15 protein-coding genes and 1 pseudogene are annotated in these 17,064 nt (G+C 67.2%); 7 read left to right on the top strand and 9 right to left on the bottom strand.

Features of this window, described 5'->3' with window-relative positions; all coding sequences use genetic code 11:
• Positions 1–219: 219 nt before the first annotated feature.
• Both AC1DW3_RS04340 and AC1DW3_RS04335 read left to right on the top strand, forming a co-directional pair.
• Positions 220–309 (top strand): annotated as a pseudogene (locus AC1DW3_RS04340) (PEPxxWA-CTERM sorting domain-containing protein); the annotation flags it as partial.
• A gap of 167 nt (positions 310–476) precedes the next feature.
• The gene (locus tag AC1DW3_RS04335) at positions 477–1,019 is read left to right on the top strand and encodes a PEP-CTERM sorting domain-containing protein (RefSeq protein ID WP_477928923.1); all 543 of its coding nucleotides are present in this window, start codon (positions 477–479) and stop codon (positions 1,017–1,019) included.
• Positions 1,020–1,189: 170 nt separating this feature from the next.
• On the opposite strand, the gene AC1DW3_RS04330 is transcribed toward AC1DW3_RS04335, so the two are convergent.
• Both AC1DW3_RS04330 and AC1DW3_RS04325 read right to left on the bottom strand, forming a co-directional pair.
• Positions 1,190–1,993: a hypothetical protein gene (locus AC1DW3_RS04330; RefSeq protein ID WP_477928921.1), complete on the bottom strand. Its 804-nt coding sequence runs from the start codon at positions 1,991–1,993 to the stop codon at positions 1,190–1,192.
• Positions 1,990–7,071: an alpha-2-macroglobulin family protein gene (locus AC1DW3_RS04325; RefSeq protein WP_477928920.1), complete on the bottom strand. Its 5,082-nt coding sequence runs from the start codon at positions 7,069–7,071 to the stop codon at positions 1,990–1,992. The genes AC1DW3_RS04330 and AC1DW3_RS04325 overlap by 4 nt, the downstream gene beginning before the upstream one ends.
• A gap of 221 nt (positions 7,072–7,292) precedes the next feature.
• Between AC1DW3_RS04325 and AC1DW3_RS04320 the strand changes: the two genes are divergently transcribed.
• The 3 genes from AC1DW3_RS04320 to AC1DW3_RS04310 all read left to right on the top strand — a co-directional run bounded on the left by AC1DW3_RS04320 (position 7,293) and on the right by AC1DW3_RS04310 (position 10,057).
• Complete coding sequence (locus AC1DW3_RS04320) at positions 7,293–8,189, top strand: PEP-CTERM sorting domain-containing protein (protein ID WP_477928918.1); 897 nt, start codon at positions 7,293–7,295, stop codon at positions 8,187–8,189.
• Between the two features lie 216 nt (positions 8,190–8,405).
• Positions 8,406–8,747 carry a helix-turn-helix domain-containing protein gene (locus AC1DW3_RS04315; RefSeq protein ID WP_477928916.1) on the top strand — a complete coding sequence of 114 codons (342 nt, stop codon included), beginning with the start codon at positions 8,406–8,408 and terminating at the stop codon, positions 8,745–8,747.
• Complete coding sequence (locus AC1DW3_RS04310; protein ID WP_477928914.1) at positions 8,747–10,057, top strand: type II toxin-antitoxin system HipA family toxin; 1,311 nt, start codon at positions 8,747–8,749, stop codon at positions 10,055–10,057. Before AC1DW3_RS04315 ends, AC1DW3_RS04310 begins: the two co-directional genes overlap by 1 nt.
• 53 nt (positions 10,058–10,110) lie before the next feature.
• Here the strand turns inward: AC1DW3_RS04310 and AC1DW3_RS04305 are convergent, their stop codons facing one another.
• Genes AC1DW3_RS04305 through AC1DW3_RS04295 form a run of 3 tightly spaced genes read right to left on the bottom strand, consistent with a single transcriptional unit; the run spans position 10,111 to position 12,745 of the window.
• Positions 10,111–10,917, bottom strand: a complete 807-nt coding sequence (locus AC1DW3_RS04305) for a head GIN domain-containing protein (RefSeq protein WP_477928912.1) — start codon at positions 10,915–10,917, stop codon at positions 10,111–10,113.
• Positions 10,914–11,657: a LytR/AlgR family response regulator transcription factor gene (locus tag AC1DW3_RS04300; protein WP_477928910.1), complete on the bottom strand. Its 744-nt coding sequence runs from the start codon at positions 11,655–11,657 to the stop codon at positions 10,914–10,916. The genes AC1DW3_RS04305 and AC1DW3_RS04300 overlap by 4 nt, the downstream gene beginning before the upstream one ends.
• Positions 11,654–12,745 (bottom strand): sensor histidine kinase, encoded by a 1,092-nt coding sequence (locus tag AC1DW3_RS04295; RefSeq protein WP_477928908.1) that lies wholly within the window; start codon positions 12,743–12,745, stop codon positions 11,654–11,656. Before AC1DW3_RS04295 ends, AC1DW3_RS04300 begins: the two co-directional genes overlap by 4 nt.
• Positions 12,746–12,904: 159 nt before the next feature.
• Here AC1DW3_RS04295 and ssb point away from each other — a divergent pair, with 159 nt between their 5' ends.
• Both ssb and AC1DW3_RS04285 read left to right on the top strand, forming a co-directional pair.
• Positions 12,905–13,474, top strand: coding sequence for a single-stranded DNA-binding protein (gene ssb / locus AC1DW3_RS04290; RefSeq protein ID WP_477928906.1), 570 nt, complete (start codon positions 12,905–12,907; stop codon positions 13,472–13,474).
• A 101-nt stretch (positions 13,475–13,575) separates the two neighbouring features.
• Positions 13,576–14,067: a hypothetical protein gene (locus tag AC1DW3_RS04285; protein WP_477928905.1), complete on the top strand. Its 492-nt coding sequence runs from the start codon at positions 13,576–13,578 to the stop codon at positions 14,065–14,067.
• Positions 14,068–14,112: 45 nt separating this feature from the next.
• On the opposite strand, the gene AC1DW3_RS04280 is transcribed toward AC1DW3_RS04285, so the two are convergent.
• The 4 genes from AC1DW3_RS04280 to AC1DW3_RS04265 all read right to left on the bottom strand — a co-directional run bounded on the left by AC1DW3_RS04280 (position 14,113) and on the right by AC1DW3_RS04265 (position 17,030).
• Entirely contained in the window at positions 14,113–14,598 is a 486-nt protein-coding gene (locus tag AC1DW3_RS04280) for a nuclear transport factor 2 family protein (RefSeq protein WP_477928903.1), read from the bottom strand.
• Between the two features lie 124 nt (positions 14,599–14,722).
• A complete protein-coding gene (locus AC1DW3_RS04275; protein WP_477928901.1) occupies positions 14,723–15,187 on the bottom strand; it encodes a hypothetical protein in 465 nt (154 codons plus the stop codon).
• Between the two features lie 86 nt (positions 15,188–15,273).
• Positions 15,274–15,786 carry a YcxB family protein gene (locus tag AC1DW3_RS04270; protein WP_477928899.1) on the bottom strand — a complete coding sequence of 171 codons (513 nt, stop codon included), beginning with the start codon at positions 15,784–15,786 and terminating at the stop codon, positions 15,274–15,276.
• Complete coding sequence (locus AC1DW3_RS04265; RefSeq protein WP_477928897.1) at positions 15,786–17,030, bottom strand: cation:proton antiporter; 1,245 nt, start codon at positions 17,028–17,030, stop codon at positions 15,786–15,788. The genes AC1DW3_RS04270 and AC1DW3_RS04265 overlap by 1 nt, the downstream gene beginning before the upstream one ends.
• Positions 17,031–17,064: the final 34 nt, after the last annotated feature.

Below are 17,064 nucleotides of genomic sequence, written 5' to 3'. Positions count from 1 at the left end.
GTCGGGCTGAATCCAGGTCCGGTCGGGACGACCTTCAGCCTGTCGATGCTCGCCGAGGCCAACGCCGGCATTCAGGTTGGCAATGGCGCCATGAACGCCATTGCCGACTTCGGCAACACACTGGAGTGGAAAGGCTTGGCGGGCGTGACCCTGCAAGACGGCAGCCCTTACCTCGGCACGCTGTCGTTCACCAGCGAGTCGGGCTTCGACTACGGCCGTGCCGTGTCCGCGGTGCCGGAACCTGGGAGCTATGCGCTGATGCTGGGCGGCCTGGGCTTGATCGGCTGGATGAAGCGTCGCCGCGGGTGAACGCGCCCCAGGGTTCGTGCCACCGACAGACCCTGCGGCCATGTCGAGTCTTCTTACATATCGATCGAGTCGCCTCTCAGTAATTCGGTTATGTCGTTGTTCCAGATGAACTAAACGCCCGGGGCACGAACGTTGCTAATGCCGATCACTCAAACAGGAGCCTGTCTATGAAATCGATCGCGCACCGCTCGTTGGCATTCATCGCAACGCTCCTGATCCTGCTCACGTTCTCCGGTCCGTCACGGGCGGGCCTGGTGGTGACGCTGGCGCCAACCGCCGCCACCGATCTGTCGAACGTGCATGTCGGCGACACCCTGCAGTTCTACTCGGTTGGCAGCAGCGACGTGGACCCGACCGAATATCTGACGGTGTTTCCCGCCGTCCACCTGTTCGCGACGGCATCGCTTTTCGACATATTTTCCGGCGTGGGCCTGGCCGGATGGAACAACCCGCTGGGGACGAATCCCCACCTTGCGCTGTGGACGGTTCGTCTGGACACCGCAGGCACGGTTGAGCTGTACAACGGTTTTTCAGACTGCCTCGGTTTGCCAGGCGACACGACCGGCTGCGCGGTGACCAATCTCGGCGCCACGCGCCCGGCAGACAGCAACCGCATCAGCTTCACCGTGCACGCGCTTCCCGAGCCGTCGTCCATCGCGCTGCTGACTTTGGGGCTGCTGGCTCTCGGAGTGCGCCGGCGCAAGGCCTGATCGCGGGAGGGTGGCCAGGGCCGCTGCAGTCGCGCGAGCTCAGGCCAGCAGCTCGCCACGCGGCTGCTTTGCTGCGCCGACGTCCAAGCTCAGAATCGAACTGGTAGCGGATGCGCTGACCCACTCGGTTTCCAGCAGCGGAGTCGGCGCAACTGAACCGGCGAGCGATGTCATCGCTGCCGCACGAAAAAGACGGTCGAGACGATGGGCACGCCGTCCGCCACCAAGCCGAGATTCCACAAGCCAGGTTCCTGCTCTCCAGGCGCGTCGAAGGTCCATGTAGCGCTGCAAACGCGAGGCTCCACGCAATCAGCGCGATGCGCAAGGGTCTTGCGGAACTCGGCCTGCCGCGTCTTCGCGTCCTCGCTACGCAAGCCGGAGTTGACGGGCCGCCAGACCAGTTCCAGCTGCTTGATCAATTGAGACTTGAATCTCCAGGCGTACCGAAATCCCACCTGGCGATCAAGACCCGCGTCAACAGTCTTCGCATCCGTTTCCCCTTCCGGCTTTTGCACGCCGGACCAGAGCAAGACCGGGGCTTGCGGTGGGTCAGTCGGCATCAGCCGCTTGATGGACAAGCTGACATCCTGGACAAGTTCTCTGCCCGAAGCTCGTCCGAGGGCAACCTTGGGCCCCTCAAAGTCCAGGTGCCAAAGCACGTCCTCGCCCTGAGCGCATCTGACGCTTTGGATGAACTTGACCGAACCGCTCTTGACGATGCGGCTGCTCACCGCCTTGCCGCCCTGTGAATCACAAAGGCCCTTGGCCTCTTGCACAGCATCAGCTGCCGCTATCGCGGCCAGGTTGGCGAAGGTGACGGGTTGAGCATTCGTGGGCATGGGCGTTGCCACCGATGTGGGTTCGCCGGCGTGTTTGCTGATAAGCCGATCCAGTTGTTGCTCGACCGATTCCGCGGCATGCGCCGGCAGGGCGGCCACCATCCCGATACCAAACGCAATCGCTCCGGGTTTCACTTCTTGTCCACCACCGTGATCTCCCCTTCGGCCTTGCCGATGCCCCTCACCTCCGGCCGGTACATATCCTCCGCAAACGTCGCCGGCACCACGTAGCGCCCAGGCGTCACCGCGCGCACCAGATAGAACAGCTCCAGCTGCTGCCCCAGCGACGCCGCCGCCACGAAGCGGTCATCGCGGTACTCGGTATGCACGATGCGCTCGTTGGCGTTGGCCTGGGCGATGTTGACGCCGTCCACCGTGAACTCGCCGGCCTTGGGGCCCTGGCTCAGGTTGAGGTTCTCGATCTCGAAGCCGGCCGGGATGCGGTCCACCACCAGGCCGTCCTTGATGGACTGCGGCGCCTTCACGCGCAGGCGCACGATGAACATCTCGCCGGTGGTGAACTGGCGCGCCGTCACCGGCTTGCCCTCGGTGGTGAACATGGCACGTTCGACGGCGATGCGGTCGCTCGTCGGCGGCAGTGGCTTCACCGGGTAGCCCTGGGCCGTCACGTCCAGGTAGAGCGGCGCGGCACCGTCGTTCTTCAGCGCGATGCCGGACTTGAGCTGGGCCAGCTCGAAGCTCTGCTGGCCCGTGCCGGTGCCCGTCCACGCATCGGACTTCGCACCCACACTCAGCGAGGTCTTCCAGGCGTCGTCCTTGCCCGCGCCATTGGTGGCGGCCTGCACGGCCAGGAAGAGGGCCAGGCGCTCCTGCGTCGAGTAGTAGTTGCGGCGGCTGAAGTCGTCGGACAGGTCGAACAGCAGGTTCTCGCGCCGCTCGTGCGCGACCTTGTGGCGCAGCAGCAGCGCATAGGCCAGGGCGCGGTCGCGCACGCGTGAGCCGTAGTCGCCCAGCCATTGGCTCCACCAGTAGTTGCTGGGGTCGTCGGGCTGGTAGCCGTAGCTGCGGGCCATGGCGTCGTCCAGGGCCATCTTGGCGCGGCCCTCGTCGCCCATCAGCTTCAACGCCAGGCCCAGGTGCACCAGCGGCAGCGGCGACAGCGCATGGCTGCGGTACTGGTCGTGCAGGGTGCGCAGCGTGGCCAGCGGCGCCTTCTGCTCGCGCGCCAGAATGTAGCCGGCGTGGGCGGCCTCGGCAAAGCGCTGGTGGGCCATGCGCAGGACCTCGGCGTCGCGCCAGTCGGCCACGCGGCCCTTGTCGTCGCGGCGGATGTCCTTGGCCGGCGTGGTCTGCTGGCCGGGGCTGCGCTGGAACTGCTCGAGCAGGTTGTCCAGCGAGCGCTTGAGCATGGCCTCGGGCACGTTGAAGCCCGCATCGCGCGAGTCCTGCAGGAAGCCGGTCACATAGGACGACAGCCAGGCCTCGTAGGGGCTGCTGGCCTCCCACAGGCCGTAGCCGCCCTTGGGCTGCTGCATGCCGGCCAGGCGCGCGAAGGCGCCCTCCAGCCGCTTGGCGCGTTCCTCGCGCGGCACCGGCGTCATGCCCCAGCGCTTGGCGGCCTCGTCGTCGATGAAAACCAGCGGGTAGGCGCTGGACGTCGTCTGCTCCAGGCAGCCATAGGGGTACATCAGCAGGCCCTTGACCTGCTCCTTGATGTCGATGGGCGGCGTGTTGGAGACGTTCAGCGCCAGGCTGGCCGAGCCGGCCCAGAAGGCGTCGAGCAGGGCCTTGTCGACGACCTGCGTGGCGCCGGGCTCCAGGCGGATGCGGCGGCTCTCGCGCACCAGCGGCGTGATGGGCTGCACCTGCAGCGCCGCCTCGCGGGTGATGCTCAGCGGCCCCGCCGTCACCTTGACCTGGATGGGCGCCAGGCCAGACGCGTCCAGCGCCTCGGCCTGGAACTTGAGGATCTGGCGCTGCTTGTCGGCCAGCTTGATCACCTCGGCACCGCCGCTGATCTTCAGCGGCCCGCTGGCAGACACGGCCACCTTGATCTCCTGGGGCGCCCCGCTGAGGTTGGTCACGTCCAGCGCGATCGTGGCCTTGTCGCCGGGCGACACGAAGCGGGGCATGTTGAGCTCGGCCACCAGCGGCGCGGCCACCACGGTCTCGGCCTGAGCGGATGCATAGCTGTCGGCGCTGGACACGACGGCCATCACGCGCAGCGTGCCGTTGAAGTCGGGCAGCTTCAGGTTGACCGTCGCCTCGCCCTTGGCGTCCAACTGCACGGGGCCGCTGAAGAGGTCCACCAGCAGCACCTTGCGCGGCATGGACTGGGTGTCGCGCTTGCTGGCGTCGCCACCGAAGCGCTGCTTGGCCACGTTGCCTTCCATCTTCTCGATGAGGCGGCCATACAGGTCCAGCATGTCGGCGCCGTAGCGGTGCTTGCCAAAGAAGAAGTCCTGCGGGTCGGGCGTCTTGAAGTTGGTGATGTTGAGGATGCCGACGTCCACCGCGCTGACGGTGACGATGGCCGCCTTGCCGGCGAGTTGAGGCACCTTGACGCTGACGGGCAGCGGCGTGGACGGCAGCACCTTGGCCGGCACGCTCAGCGCCAGCTTGGGTTTGCGGTCCTCGCGATTCAGCGACAGGTGCACCAGGCCCAGGGCCCGCGCCGGCGTCACCTTGTCGCCCTGGCTGCCGGGGCGGAAGGCGGCGACGGTCACATAGAGGTCGTGGCGGCTCCAGTTGGCGTCGGCCGAGATGGGGATCTCCACGTCCGTGCCGCTGGCCTTCACGCCGATGCGCTTGGTCCACAGCACCCGGTCGCCTTCGACGGTGACGATGGCCTCGCCATCGTGCGGCGGCTTGATGGCCAGCTTGGCCACATCGCCCGGCTTGAAGGGCGCGCCCTGCAGCTTGAGCTGCACGCGGTCGGGGCGGTTGCCGATGTCGTCGGCGTCCTGGGCGCCGTAGCCGGCGTAGAAGGCATAGCGCAGCGTCTGCTGGGTCTCGGGGTCCTCGATCTCCAGGCGGTAGCGGCCCCAGCGCACGGGCAGGTTGACGGTGGTCTTGGCGGCCAGCTTCAGCGTGCGCGCCTCGACGAGTTCGTCGGTGCTGTTGAAGCCGGAATTCCAGCCGCGGCCGTCGTCGTAGCGCCAGTACCAGCGGCGTTCCTCGTAGGTCAGCGTCAGCTTCAGGTCCTTGGCGGGCTTGAAGGCGCCGCTCGAATCCACGCGCACCACCTCGAAGCCGGCCAGGCCGCCCTCGGGTGCCACATTGCGGTCGAACAGGGGGCGCACGCCAACCAGGGCCGCGGCCGGCCACCAGGTGCGCTCCAGGCTGCGCACCACCGGCCGGCCGCCGGACTCGAGCAGGCTGAAGGAGCCGCGCACACGCATCGGCGAGCTGCGCTCGGCCAGATTGGCCGTCAGGGCGACCTCGGTCTTGCCCTCGGCGTCCAGTTCCACGTCGGCCACGTCCTGGCGCGAGCGCGCCTTGTCGTCGTCGAAGTCGCCGAAGATGAAGCCGGGCAGCTTCTGGCCCAGCGGGTTGGTCACGCGCTCGGTGGCGACCGTGGCCTGCAGCCGGTTGCCGGCGGCGGGCGCGCCGTAGAGGTAATCGCCTTGCACCTGCACGGGCAGGCTGACTTCGCCCAGCAGCGTCGCCTCCGACGCCGTCAGCTTGAGCTTCATGCGCTCGGGCAGGAACTCCTCGACCTTGAAGGCCCATTGCGCATCGGGCTGCTTGGCGCCGGGGTCGACGCGGGCCTGCAGCGTCCAGCCACCGGTGGGCGCGTCAGCCGGCAGCGTGATGGTGTGCTGGTAGTAGCCCGTGCCGGTCTTGCCCGGCTGCAGCAGCTGCTCGGCGAGCTTGCTGCCGTCGGGCTTCTTGACGGTCAACGTGATGGGCAGCGGCTTGGCCAACGGCTTGCCGTCGGCATCGCGCGCCAGCACCGAGACCTGGAAGCTCTCGGCCGGCCGATACAGGTCGCGCCCGGCATAGACGAAGAGCTTGTTGCTGCGCGAGGGGTGGCCGGTGGCGTCGAACTCGCTGAGGTCCAGGGCCGCGTCGTTCAGCGACAGCACGGACATCTCCTTGCCGCCGCCGCGGCGCGCGAGCACGGCTCGGGCCTTGTCGCTGCCGGTGAAGACGGCATGCCCCTCGCTGTCGGTCTGCGCCTGGGCCAGGGCCTTGCCGGCCTCGTCGACGAGGCTGAGCTCGACGCCCGACAGCGCGCCGCCGCTCTTCAGCGAGGTGGTGAACACGTCCAGCTGGGCGGCATGGCGGCGCAGGTGCAGGCCGATGTCGGTGACGTAGTAATGCGTGACCTGGAAGTCCCAGCCGAAGCGACCGGGCTGGTTCATGATGGCCACGTAGATGCCGGGCTCCTGCAGCTCCTTGATGCCCTCCACGGGCAGGAAGCTGACGTTGCGGCGATTCGGCCGCGCGTCGGTCGTGAAGCGTCCGAGGTAGACGCTGTCGGACATGGCGCGCAGGCGGTCCAGCTGCCAGCCGCCCACGGTGCCCTTGAGGCGGCGCTGGTTGTCGCCATAGCCGTCGTAGTAGTAGCCGCCCTCGCCGTCCTCCTCGTAGGTGTTGGCGCTGCGCTCGCGCCGGCCGCTCACCTGCTCCAGGAAGGCCGGCAGCGAGGCCGGCTTGATGCGCAGGAACTGCACGTCCACTTCGGGCGTGTTGATGGTCACGACCGGCAGGCCGCCGTTCTGGCCGGCCGGCAGCACCAGGCCCTTGCTGGCGAAGTAGTAGCTGTCGGGCATGGCCTCGCTGGCCTCGAAGCAATGCTGGGGCGTGGCCAGCTTGGCGCCGGACTTCGCGGCCAGCTCGGCCTTCATGGCGATGCGGTAGCTGCGGTCCGGCTTGACGAAGGGCAGGTAGAGCACCCGCGGGTTGTCGCCCAGCACCCAGCGCGCGTCGACGGGCTTGAGCGTGTTCTCCAGCGGGAAGGTCTTGGTGCTGCCCTGGACCTTGGGCGCGTCGCCCTCCTGGGCGCTCACCAGCTTGTCGAAGTCCTGCTTGCGGTCCAGCGCCTGCGTGAACATGACGGCAATGGCCGGCGAGCCGTCGAAGAGCCGCGCCTTGCATTCGGTGAAGGCAAAGGCCGCCTCCTCCGCGCCGACTTCGGCACTGCTGGGCAAGCCGGGCCCGGACTGCTTCTGCGCCACCCACCAGCCCGCGCCCACCACCACGCCCGCCCCCACCAGGGCCATGACGGCCTTCTTCCACGCAACCATGGAGATCCTCCCTGCAATTTGACGGGGAGTTTAGGCAGCGATCAGCGGCTGTCCACGGAAGGTTTCTTCTCGAGCGCTGCACCCAGGGGTGCCGCGTTTCGTCATCAATAGGTAGCTCGCCGTCCTAGGGGGGACGGCGCCGCATCTATTGCCCGCCCTGCGACGCAAGCGTAGAAAAGCCTCGGGCCCGGATGCGCCGGGCAGTCTCGAGGAGTGGCTCCATGAATCTCCGGCATCTCCTGGTGGGCCTGACCGCCCTCGGCTGCGCCTTCGCAGCCTGCGCAGGCACGACCGTCGCCAGGACGTCGGCCAGCGCGCTTGGCACGCAATTCGACCCGCCCGTGAACGATTTCGACAGCGGCACGTTCAGCTCCTCTTCATCGGCCAGCGGCAACGGCGCCGGCGGCACGGCTGATGCCTCGGTGGCCCTGGGTGTCATCAAGCTCTACGCCTCCAGCTTCGGCGGCGCCGGCAACCACCTGGGCACCGCCTTTGCCGAAGGCGTGTACGGGGAGACCCTCACGATCAGCTCGGCCGGGCTCAACGGCACCCAGGCGCGCGTCACCATGGGTGTCACGCTGCAAGGCATGATCGACCCGACCGGGGGCGGCTATTCCTCGGTGAACTTCTCTTTCAACGGAGCCGGTTTCCTCGGCAGCTGGGGCGCCCACTCCGACCCGGCATTCCCGGGCGGGTTCCCGGTCGACAACGTGAGCGCCGTGGCCGGCGGCCCGCTGTACTACTCGGGCATCCACAACATCAAAGTCACCATCACGCTGGGCACGCCCTTCACCATCACGGAGCGGCTGACGCTGTCTGCGGGCAAGATCGACTGCTTGAGCGACGTGCAATGCAGCACCAGCGAAGCAGCCTCGGTCACTGCTGATTTCGGCCACTCTTCGTACTGGAACGGCATCTCGGCGATCTCGGTGCTGGACGCCAGCGGTGTGTACGTGCCGGCGGACATGTCCCTCTTCGCCGTCACTTCGCCCTCGGGGCTGAACTGGGCCCAGTCCTTCGCGCCGGTGCCGGAGCCGTCCTCGTTGTGGCTGATGTCCGTGGGTGGCCTGCTGGCCGCCTGGCGATACCGTTCGCTCGCCCGATCCCACCCGCAGTAGGCGCATTTGCACGCCGGAAGGGAGCCTGGTGCGGTACTTGATGCCCAGCTCTTGCAGATCCTGACAAGCAGCCTGGAACGGTAGGCGCTGCGGCAGGCCGCTTGATGGTCACGCCCGTCGCTTGAAGAGAGCGGAGCGGATTGATCCACCATGTTGGACAAAACACGATAGAAATGTTCATAATGGTGGACATTGTGAGTCGAGTGACCTGTCCCGATGCCCAGTAAACCGCCGGTCGTTTTCCCCCAGGAGCAGCGTCTTCTTGCTGCTCTTGGTGAGCGGCTGCGCCTGGCGCGGCTGCGCCGCAAGCTCAGCTCGATGACCGTTGCGCTCCGGGCCGGAATTTCTCGCTCCTCCCTTTACAACGTGGAGGCTGGCGACCCCGGCGCGACACTTGGGACCTATCTGAGGGTGCTCGCCGTACTGGGCCTCGAGAAAGACATCGAGTCGCTCGCGGCCGACGACCAAGTGGGCCGCAAGCTTCAGGACTTGGCGTTGGAGCCCAAACCCGCTCGAAAGCACGGCGCCATGCCAGCGTCCTCGCCGAGAGGATCTTGATGAGCGGCTCGAACCTGGAGGTCTGGCTCGACTGTGATCTTGAAGACGCGCGGCGTGTAGGCACGCTGTCTCACGATCGCGGCCAGGTCCGTTTCGTCTATGAGCGAGACTGGCTGAAGGACCCGCTGGCATTTTCGGTCGATCCCGATTTGTCCCTCGGCGACCAGCCCTACTTTCCGAAGCCAGAGCTGGGCAACTTCGGCATCTTCCTGGACTCGTCCCCGGACCGCTGGGGCCAAACGCTCATGAAGCGACGAGAAGCTCTGCAGGCGAAGGACGAAGGCCGAATGCCCCGGAATCTCTATGCCTGGGACTTCCTGATCGGCGTTCAGGACCTCACGCGTCAAGGCGGGCTGCGATTCCGCCTGGAGGGCACCGAGGAATTCCTCGGCGCCGAAAAGATGGCCGCACCCCCCGTGACCAACCTGCGCGAGCTCGAGGCCGTGGCCACGTTGCTGACGAGCAAGCGCATCGACGATCTTGACGCGCTGCGTCGGTGGCTGGCCGTGCTGGTGGCGCCAGGCGCTTCATTGGGCGGGGCCAGGCCGAAAGCGAACTTCGTCGAGCAGGACGGCTCGCTCTGGATCGGGAAATTCCCATCGCATGACGATGACCGAGACATAGGCGCCTGGGAGGCAGTCGTCCACACCATGGCCAAGAAGGCCGGCGTCAGTGTCCCAGCCGCCCGCGCGGTCAGGTTGAACAGCGAGTTCCATACCTTCTGCGTCCAGCGATTCGATCGCGCCAATGGCAAGCGACATTTCTATGCGTCCGCCATGACGCTGCTCCGCCGGGAACAGAGTGAGGGCGCGAGCTACCTTGAGCTCGCCCAATTCCTGAGTGCCGGTGGAGACCCTGCATACGTCGCCAGCGACCTCAAGCAGCTGTTCCGTCGAGTGGCTTTCAATGTCGCCGTCGGCAATCGAGACGATCACCTGCGCAATCACGGGTTCCTGCTTGGCAAAGATGGCTGGAGGCTGTCTCCTGCCTTCGATGTCAACCCGAACGTCGACAAAGCGGAGCATGTGCTCAACATCGACGATGTCGACAACCGCCCGAGCATGAGCACGGTGCGGTCGACAGCTGCGTTTTATCGACTCACAGACGCCGAGGCAGGCGCCATCGTCGAAGAGGTGGCGACCGTGGTCGACCAGTGGCGCGACGTTGCCCGTGCCGCGGGCATTTCCGGCGCGGACATCGAGGTCACGGCCGGCGCCTTCTCGGCTCACAGTGAGCACAGGGCAGATGCACTGATTGCCATGTCGCAACCGATGGCCGCGGCCAAGTCTCGGCGATCAACGATCCGGTAGCAAAGCTCACTGGCTGGCGCGGTGTTCGCAGCACCGAGCCTGCTTGTCGATACCTAGTTCCGCCGCTCGCCGCGCGCGCTGATCGACCCCATGCCCGACACCGAGCGCTGCACCGACGGGTTGCCGAAGTAGTCCACCGAGCCGATGCCGGAGATGTGGGCGCCCAGGTCGTCGGTGACCCACAGCACCACATTGCCCAGGCCGCTGACGTTGACGCGGGCGCTCTTGGCCTGCAGGCGGTCGGCGATGACCTTGCCCTTGCCGGAGATCTGCAGCGCCAGGTCGTCGACGCGGCCGGCGAGCTGGCCGTCGCCGGCGCCGGAGATGGTGAAGACGAGCTGCTTGGCCTGCAACTGGTCCAGCCGCACATTGCCGGCGCCGCTGATGCTGAGCTTGAGCTGGTCGGCGCGCAGCGGCCCGGGCGCCTGCACGTCGCTGGCGCCGGAGACGGACAGCTGGCGCAGCTCGCGCATCTCCACCTGCACGAAGAGCTTGCCGCTGCGCCAGATCTTCCAGCCGCCGCTCGGGCGGATGACGAGCTGGCGGTCGGCCAGTTCGACCTCGACGCTCTTCTGCACCTCGTCGTCGCCGGCGATGAAGCATTGGTCGCGGTCGCCCTGCACGACGACCACGCGCGCGGCGCCGGCCAGCTCCAGCCGGTCGAAGGCGCCCGGCGCATAGACGCGGCCGGGTTCGGGCGGCATCGGCGGCACGGGCCGGGCCATGGGCGCCGGGTGGGGCGCGGGTGCCGCATGCGGCGCAGGCGCCGGGCTGGCCGGCGGGGCGGGCTGGGCTGGCGGTGGCGTCTGGGCCTGGGCCAGACCGGCGGCGAGCAGCAGGGTCAGCAACAAGGTTCTCATAGCGACTGCTCCCTCAACATCTTGGACACCTCGCGGTTCGCCGTGATGCGCGTGCCGTCACGCAGCTGCACGACGAGCTGGGAGTTCTCGTCCGGGGTCATGTTGTCCACGAAGTCCAGGTTCACGATGCAGCCGCGCTGCACGCGCAGGAAGCGGGCCGGGTCCAGCCGCGTCTCGAAATCGGCGATGGGCAGGCGCACCAGGAAGCTGCGGCCCTTGCTGGTGATGGCGGTGTATTTGTTGTCGGAGCGCAGGCACTCGATGGCGTCCACCTGCAGCGGGAAAATCTTGCCCTGGTCGCGCACCAAGAGGCGCGTCAGCGGCGCGTCGGGCGCTGCGCCCAGGGCCTGCGCCACGTCGGCGGGGCTGGGCGAGGCGTCGCGCAGCACATGGGCCACGGCCTCGTCGAAACGCTCGCGCGAGAAGGGCTTGAGCAGATAGTCCACCGCATGCAGCTCGAAGGCCGTCAGCGCATGCTGGTCATAGGCCGTCGTGAAGATGATGCGCGGCTGGTGGGCGTCGCCCTGCAGGGCCTGCACCACCTGCAAGCCCGTCAGGCCGGGCATCTGGATGTCGGTCAGCACCAGCGCCGGCTTCAGGGCGCGGATCTGTGCCAGCGCGTCGTCGCCGTCCTCGCAGACAGCCACCAGCTGCAGGCCCGGCGTGGCCTTGACCCAGTCGGCCAGGGCTTCGGCGGCCAGGTGTTCGTCTTCGGCGATCAGGACGGTGGTGGTGTTCATGTCTGAGGAATGAAGAGGTCGACGCGAAATCCCGCGCCGGGAGCGGTGTGGATGCGCAGGCGCGCGTTGCCTTCGTAGTCCAGCGCGAAGCGCTTCTTCAGCGCCGCCAGCCCCACGCCGCGGCGCTGGCCGGGCTTGGGTTCCAGGGCCTCGGGATCACAGCCCGGGCCGTCGTCGGCCACGGCCAGGTCCAGGCCATGGTTGAGGGCATTGCGGCGCGCGGTGATGGTCACCTTGCCGCCGCCCTTGCGGTTGGCCACGGCGTGCAGGATGGAGTTCTCCACCAGCGGCTGCAGCGTGAGCGGCGGCAGCTCGTCGGCCATCACGCGCTCCTCCAGGTCCCAGTCGACGCGCAGGCGCGGGCCCAGGCGCAGGGCTTCCAGCGCCAGGTAGTCGCGCAGGAAGTCGATCTCGTCGGACAGCATCACGCGGTCCTCGGCGCCGCGCTTGGTGTCCAGCACATAGCGCAGCATGGAGGAGAACTTCAGCAGCGAGGCCTCGGCGGCGGCCGGGTCCTTGCGGGTCAGGGCGATCAGCGAGTTCAGCGTGTTGAACAGGAAATGCGGGTTCAGCTTGCCGCTGATGGCCGACAGCTCGGCCTTGGCCAGGGCGCTTTCGGCCTGGGCCGCATGCACGGCCGCCGAGCGCGCCGCGCGCGACTGCAGCACGGCCGTGAAGGCGGTGGCGATGGTGGCGTAGACCACGAAGCCCCACACCGAGCGCCACAGGATGCCCGCCAGCAGCACGGCGCCGGCGTGGTCGGTGCCGAACAGGGCGGCATTGACGGCGAACTCGCCGGCCTGCCACAGCGCCGAGAACGACAATGCCGCCATCGCGTGGGCCAGGGCGGTTGCGGCCGGGCCGGCGTCGGTGCCATGCAGGCGGCGCGCCACCGGCCAGACGGCGATGCCCAGCAGCATCGGCGCCCACAGCATGGTGGTGGCCTGGTAGACGGCCAGCCAGAACGGGTCCAGCCCGCGGTCGAACTCGCTGCCGGCCAGCACGAACATGCACCAGGCCAGGGCGCAGGCGCCGGCATATGCCAACCAGAGGCGGCGGTTGCTGTGACGGGGGCCCGGGGAGTTCATGGCTTCATCTTAGGGAGGCCTGCCGGCCGGGCGGCGGGTGGGGAGACGAAGTGCGGGCCCCGAGGTGCGGGATGCGGTCTCCGGGGTGTTGCTGACGGGCTTTGGCGGGGTCGCCCGGCATAATTCGCACCCTTCCCCATAGAAATCCGGACGAGCGTCATGGCCAGCGTCAACAAAGTCATCATCATCGGCAACGTCGGCAAAGACCCCGAGGTTCGCTACAACCCCAGCGGCGGCGCTTGGGTCACCCTCAGCCTGGCCACCACCCGCAACTGGAAGAACCGCGAGACCGGCGAGCGCCAGGAAGAGACCGAATGGCACCGCGTCGTCTTCAACGACCGCCTGGCCGAGATCGTCGGCGAGTACGTCAAGAAGGGCCGCCCCCTCTATGTCGAAGGCCGCCTGAAGACCCGCAAGTGGCAGGACAAGGAAGGCCGCGACACCTACACCACCGAAATCATCGCCAGCGAAATGCAGCTGCTCGGCGGCCGTGAAGGCGGCGGTGGTGACGAAGGCGGCGGTGGCGGTGGCTACAGCCGCGGCGCTGGCGCAGGTGGTGCTGGCGGCGGCGGTTACGGCCGCGGTGGCGACGACATGGAAGGCGGCGGCGGTGCTCGCCCGGCAGCCCGTCCGGCTGCAGCCCAGCGCCCGCCTGCTCCGCGTGCTCCGGCCGCAGCGCCCAAGGCGGCGACCGGCTTCGACGATATGGATGACGATATTCCGTTCTGACAAACCAGATTTTCCGAATTGAATTGAAAAGGCCCACAGCACATGCCGTGGGCCTTTTCGTTTCGCACTGTCGAAATCTCTACAGCTATCGCGCACCGCATATGAGCAATCGCTCCTTCGCCTTCCTCATCCTTCTTTCTGTACTGGTTGCCGGATGCGGTCTTATGCCACCTGCGCCAAAGCAAATGCATGCAGGCCCAGCGCGGCCGATGAATGAGGTCGCGATAATCTCCGAAGGTTCGAGGCTGTGGCGCCACGTGTATCAGATCGACGGCGAACACGTGGTGAACCCAGCCATCGGCGGCGCCCCTTTCACTCAAGGCTTGCTCGTTTTGCCGGGGAGCCGACGCGTGAAGGTGAAGTATTTGAATGTCGATAGTTTCAGCGCTGGTACTGTTACTACGGCAAAGGCTGAGACGGAGATCGAACTTGAAGCTAAGGCCGGTCACACATATGTACTGATGGGGCGGCGCGCGCAATATGGCTACATATTTTGGTTCGAAGACAAAGGCACCAATTACAAGCAAGAGTGCCTTGCTCCTGAGCCGTACGCGAAAAAGTACATCAAAGGTGAGGATGTACCCGGCTGCTGAACGCAAGAATCCATTCTTGAGAATCGCGAGCGGCGACCTCGCAGCCTAGGGCGCCTTGGCCGCCACCTGCCGGTGGTCAAAGCTCAGCACCCGCGCCAACCGCCAACCCCCGGCCTCGCGCTTCCACAGGTGCACGAATTTCGCCTCCTCCGAGCTCGGTTCGCCCTTGCGAATAAAGACGTGCCGGCCCGTCTGCACGGCGCCGTAGCCCTGCATGGGATAGACCTCCAGGCTGCCCGGCACCAGGGTGCGGGAGACGCCGTTGTCGCGGGGGCAGGATTTCATGACCTTCACCGCCTCGCCAAAACTGGCCCCGGACTTGTCGTGATAGAACTCGGCGTCCTCGGTGAAGAGGGCCCGGAACTTGGCCGCATCGCAGGTTGCGAAGGCCGCCTCGAACAGCGCGGCGTCCATGCCGGCGAGTTCGTCATAAAGCGGCCCGGAGCGGGCCGTGGCGTCCTGCGCAAGGCAGGGGAAGGCCAGGGCGGCCGAGAACAGTCCGGCCATTAGCCGCGTCAGAAGAAGGCGCATGAGGGTTCCTTGCAAAGCCTGCAATGCCGGCAGTTTGCAAAGCGCAACGATGGCCTGCGACCGGTGGACGACGAACCGTGCCAGCCGAAGCACAAGCCGTTGATCCGGCCGACAGGCCGCGCGCCTAGACGGGATCCAGCTTCACCGTGATCCGAGCCGCATCCGTCAATGTCGGCGGGCATTCACCACGCCGGCCGGCGTAGGAGCCCTGGGCCGTCACCTTCAGCGGCACATAGCCTGGAGCCGAGACAGTGAAGGACTGGTCGCCCGTCGCCGCCGAGAAACCGCATGGCAGCGTGCATTCGAGGGTCTTGCCGACCACCCGGACGTTCAAGCTCCGCTGCGTCGACACGAACTCGGCCGGGAAGCTCAGACCGTTGGTCATCAGATCGCTCAGGATGACCACCGGAATGGGTGCCGACGTGGCGGCGCTCTGTACCGAGGCGAGGATGAGCGCGGGCCCCTCGGTTTCGACGTTGGCCGTGCAGACTACCGATTCCTTGTTGTCGCCCCCGCCTCCACAGGCGGTCAGGCCGAGAAGCAGAGATGCCAGCGCGAGGGCTGATGACAGACAGAGATGACGACGCATGCCGGTGGTGGCCTGCGCCGCGGAAACCGGCGCTCGGCCTAACGATTCAGATGGGCGGCGATATTAGCCAGGATCGCCGCAAGGCATCACGACAGCTTGCGCGGCTTGCCAACAGGTCCCACCTGGCGAAGCAGCAGCACCCTGAAGTCGTTCTGAGCCTGCGGCGAATCGAAGCATCGCTTGGGGATCAGATGGAGCAACGCGTCGGACTGGTAGAGAACAAAGACGGTCCTGCTTTCCCGCCATCGATAGATGTTCTCCCAGGGCAGCAGGCCGCCGCCGGTCGCGGTGCTGAACTGGAGGCCGGCCACACCAATTTCGACCGATGCCGGCTCTTGCAGGGAGCGCTGCTGCGCATACAGGCGTCGCACCTTCCAGGGCAGGTAAAGCCAGTACCAAGCGGGAATGTAGGCGATCGCTGCCAGGCAGAGCACATCGGTCCAGCCACGCTCTTGAAGACGCCAGGCGTACAAGGTGAAGACCACCGCGATCAGGGCCAGGACGACGATCAGCCCGCCCAGCACGGCAAAGGCAGGGCGAGGCTTCATGCCCGCGCGAATCGCGGACAGGTAGTCGTCGGAACTGATCTGAATCTGCATCAAGCCGCCTTCGCGTTCTCCACTCGCTTGCGATACCGCAACGCCAGCGTGATCAACGGGCTGGTCATCGCCGTCGTGGCCAGGGCCATGATGAGCAGGATGGTGAACATGTCGGGCCCGATGAGGCCGACGTCCAGGCCGACCTTCATGACGATGAGCTCCATCAGGCCGCGGGCGTTCATCAGCGCGCCGGTGGCCATGCTTTCGGCGCCGTTGAGGCCGGCCACGCGCGCGCCCAGCCAGCCGCCCACCAGCTTGCCGACCGTCGCCACGCCCACCACCAGCAGCATGGCGCCCAGCGCGCCGCCGGTGAAAGCCGAGTGCGTGGTCGACAAGCCGGCGAGCGCGAAGAACAGCGGCATCAGCAGCACGATAGACAGCGGTTCGATGCGCTGCATCACCGACTGCAGCAGGCGGTCGTCGCGCGGCAGCGTGGCGCCGAACAAGAAGGCGCCGAACACGGCGTGCAGATGCAGCCATTCGGTGGCCGCCGCACAGGCCAGCAGGCCCAGCATCAGCGCCGCCAGCACGCCCAGCGACGGCTCGCCGTCGGGCGCTCGCGCGGCCAGCAGGCGGGCGTACAGCGGGCGCACGACAAGGTAGAGCACCGCGAGGATCACCACCGCGCCACCCACGATGCGGGCCAGGCCGGCATAGCCTTCACCAGCACCGGCCAGCGCGACTACCAGGGCCAGCAGGATCCAGGCGAACACGTCGACGACCGCAGCACCCGCCAGGGCCAGCTGGCCGAAGCGGGTCTGCGTCATGCCGCGGTCCTTCAGGATGCGCGCCATGACGGGGAAGGCGGTGATGGACATCGCGGCCGTCATGAACAGCGCAAACGGCCAGAAGCCCACGCCCGCCGGCGCGAGACCCGGGTAGAGGGCCGGCGTGATGGCCAGCGCCAGGGCGGCCGGCGCGATGACGCTGAGCAGGCCGACGCTGCCGGCCGCACGCAGCTGCGAACGCATTCCGCCCGGCGCGCGGATCTCCAGGCCGACGACGAACATGAAGAGCACCAGGCCCAGCGTGGCCAGCGCGTTCAGGCCGCCCAGCAGCGGCTTGGCGAACAGCTGCGCGTGCAGGTCCGGCATGTAGAAGCCCATGACGGCCGGGCCCAGGACAAGGCCGGCGGCCATCTCGCCCACCACCTGCGGCTGGCCCAGATGACGCAGCAACCAGCCGCAGCCGCGGGCCACGCCGAGGATGACGATGAGTTGCAGAAGCAGAGTGGTGGTGGACATCAGGACGCAGCACAGCGCGCGGTTGGGCGCCGGA

The sequence above is a fragment of the Roseateles sp. P2_H4 genome (genome assembly GCF_056403315.1).
The sequence above is the reverse complement of the archived record's forward strand: the minus strand, read 5'-3'. Positions and strand labels throughout refer to the sequence as shown.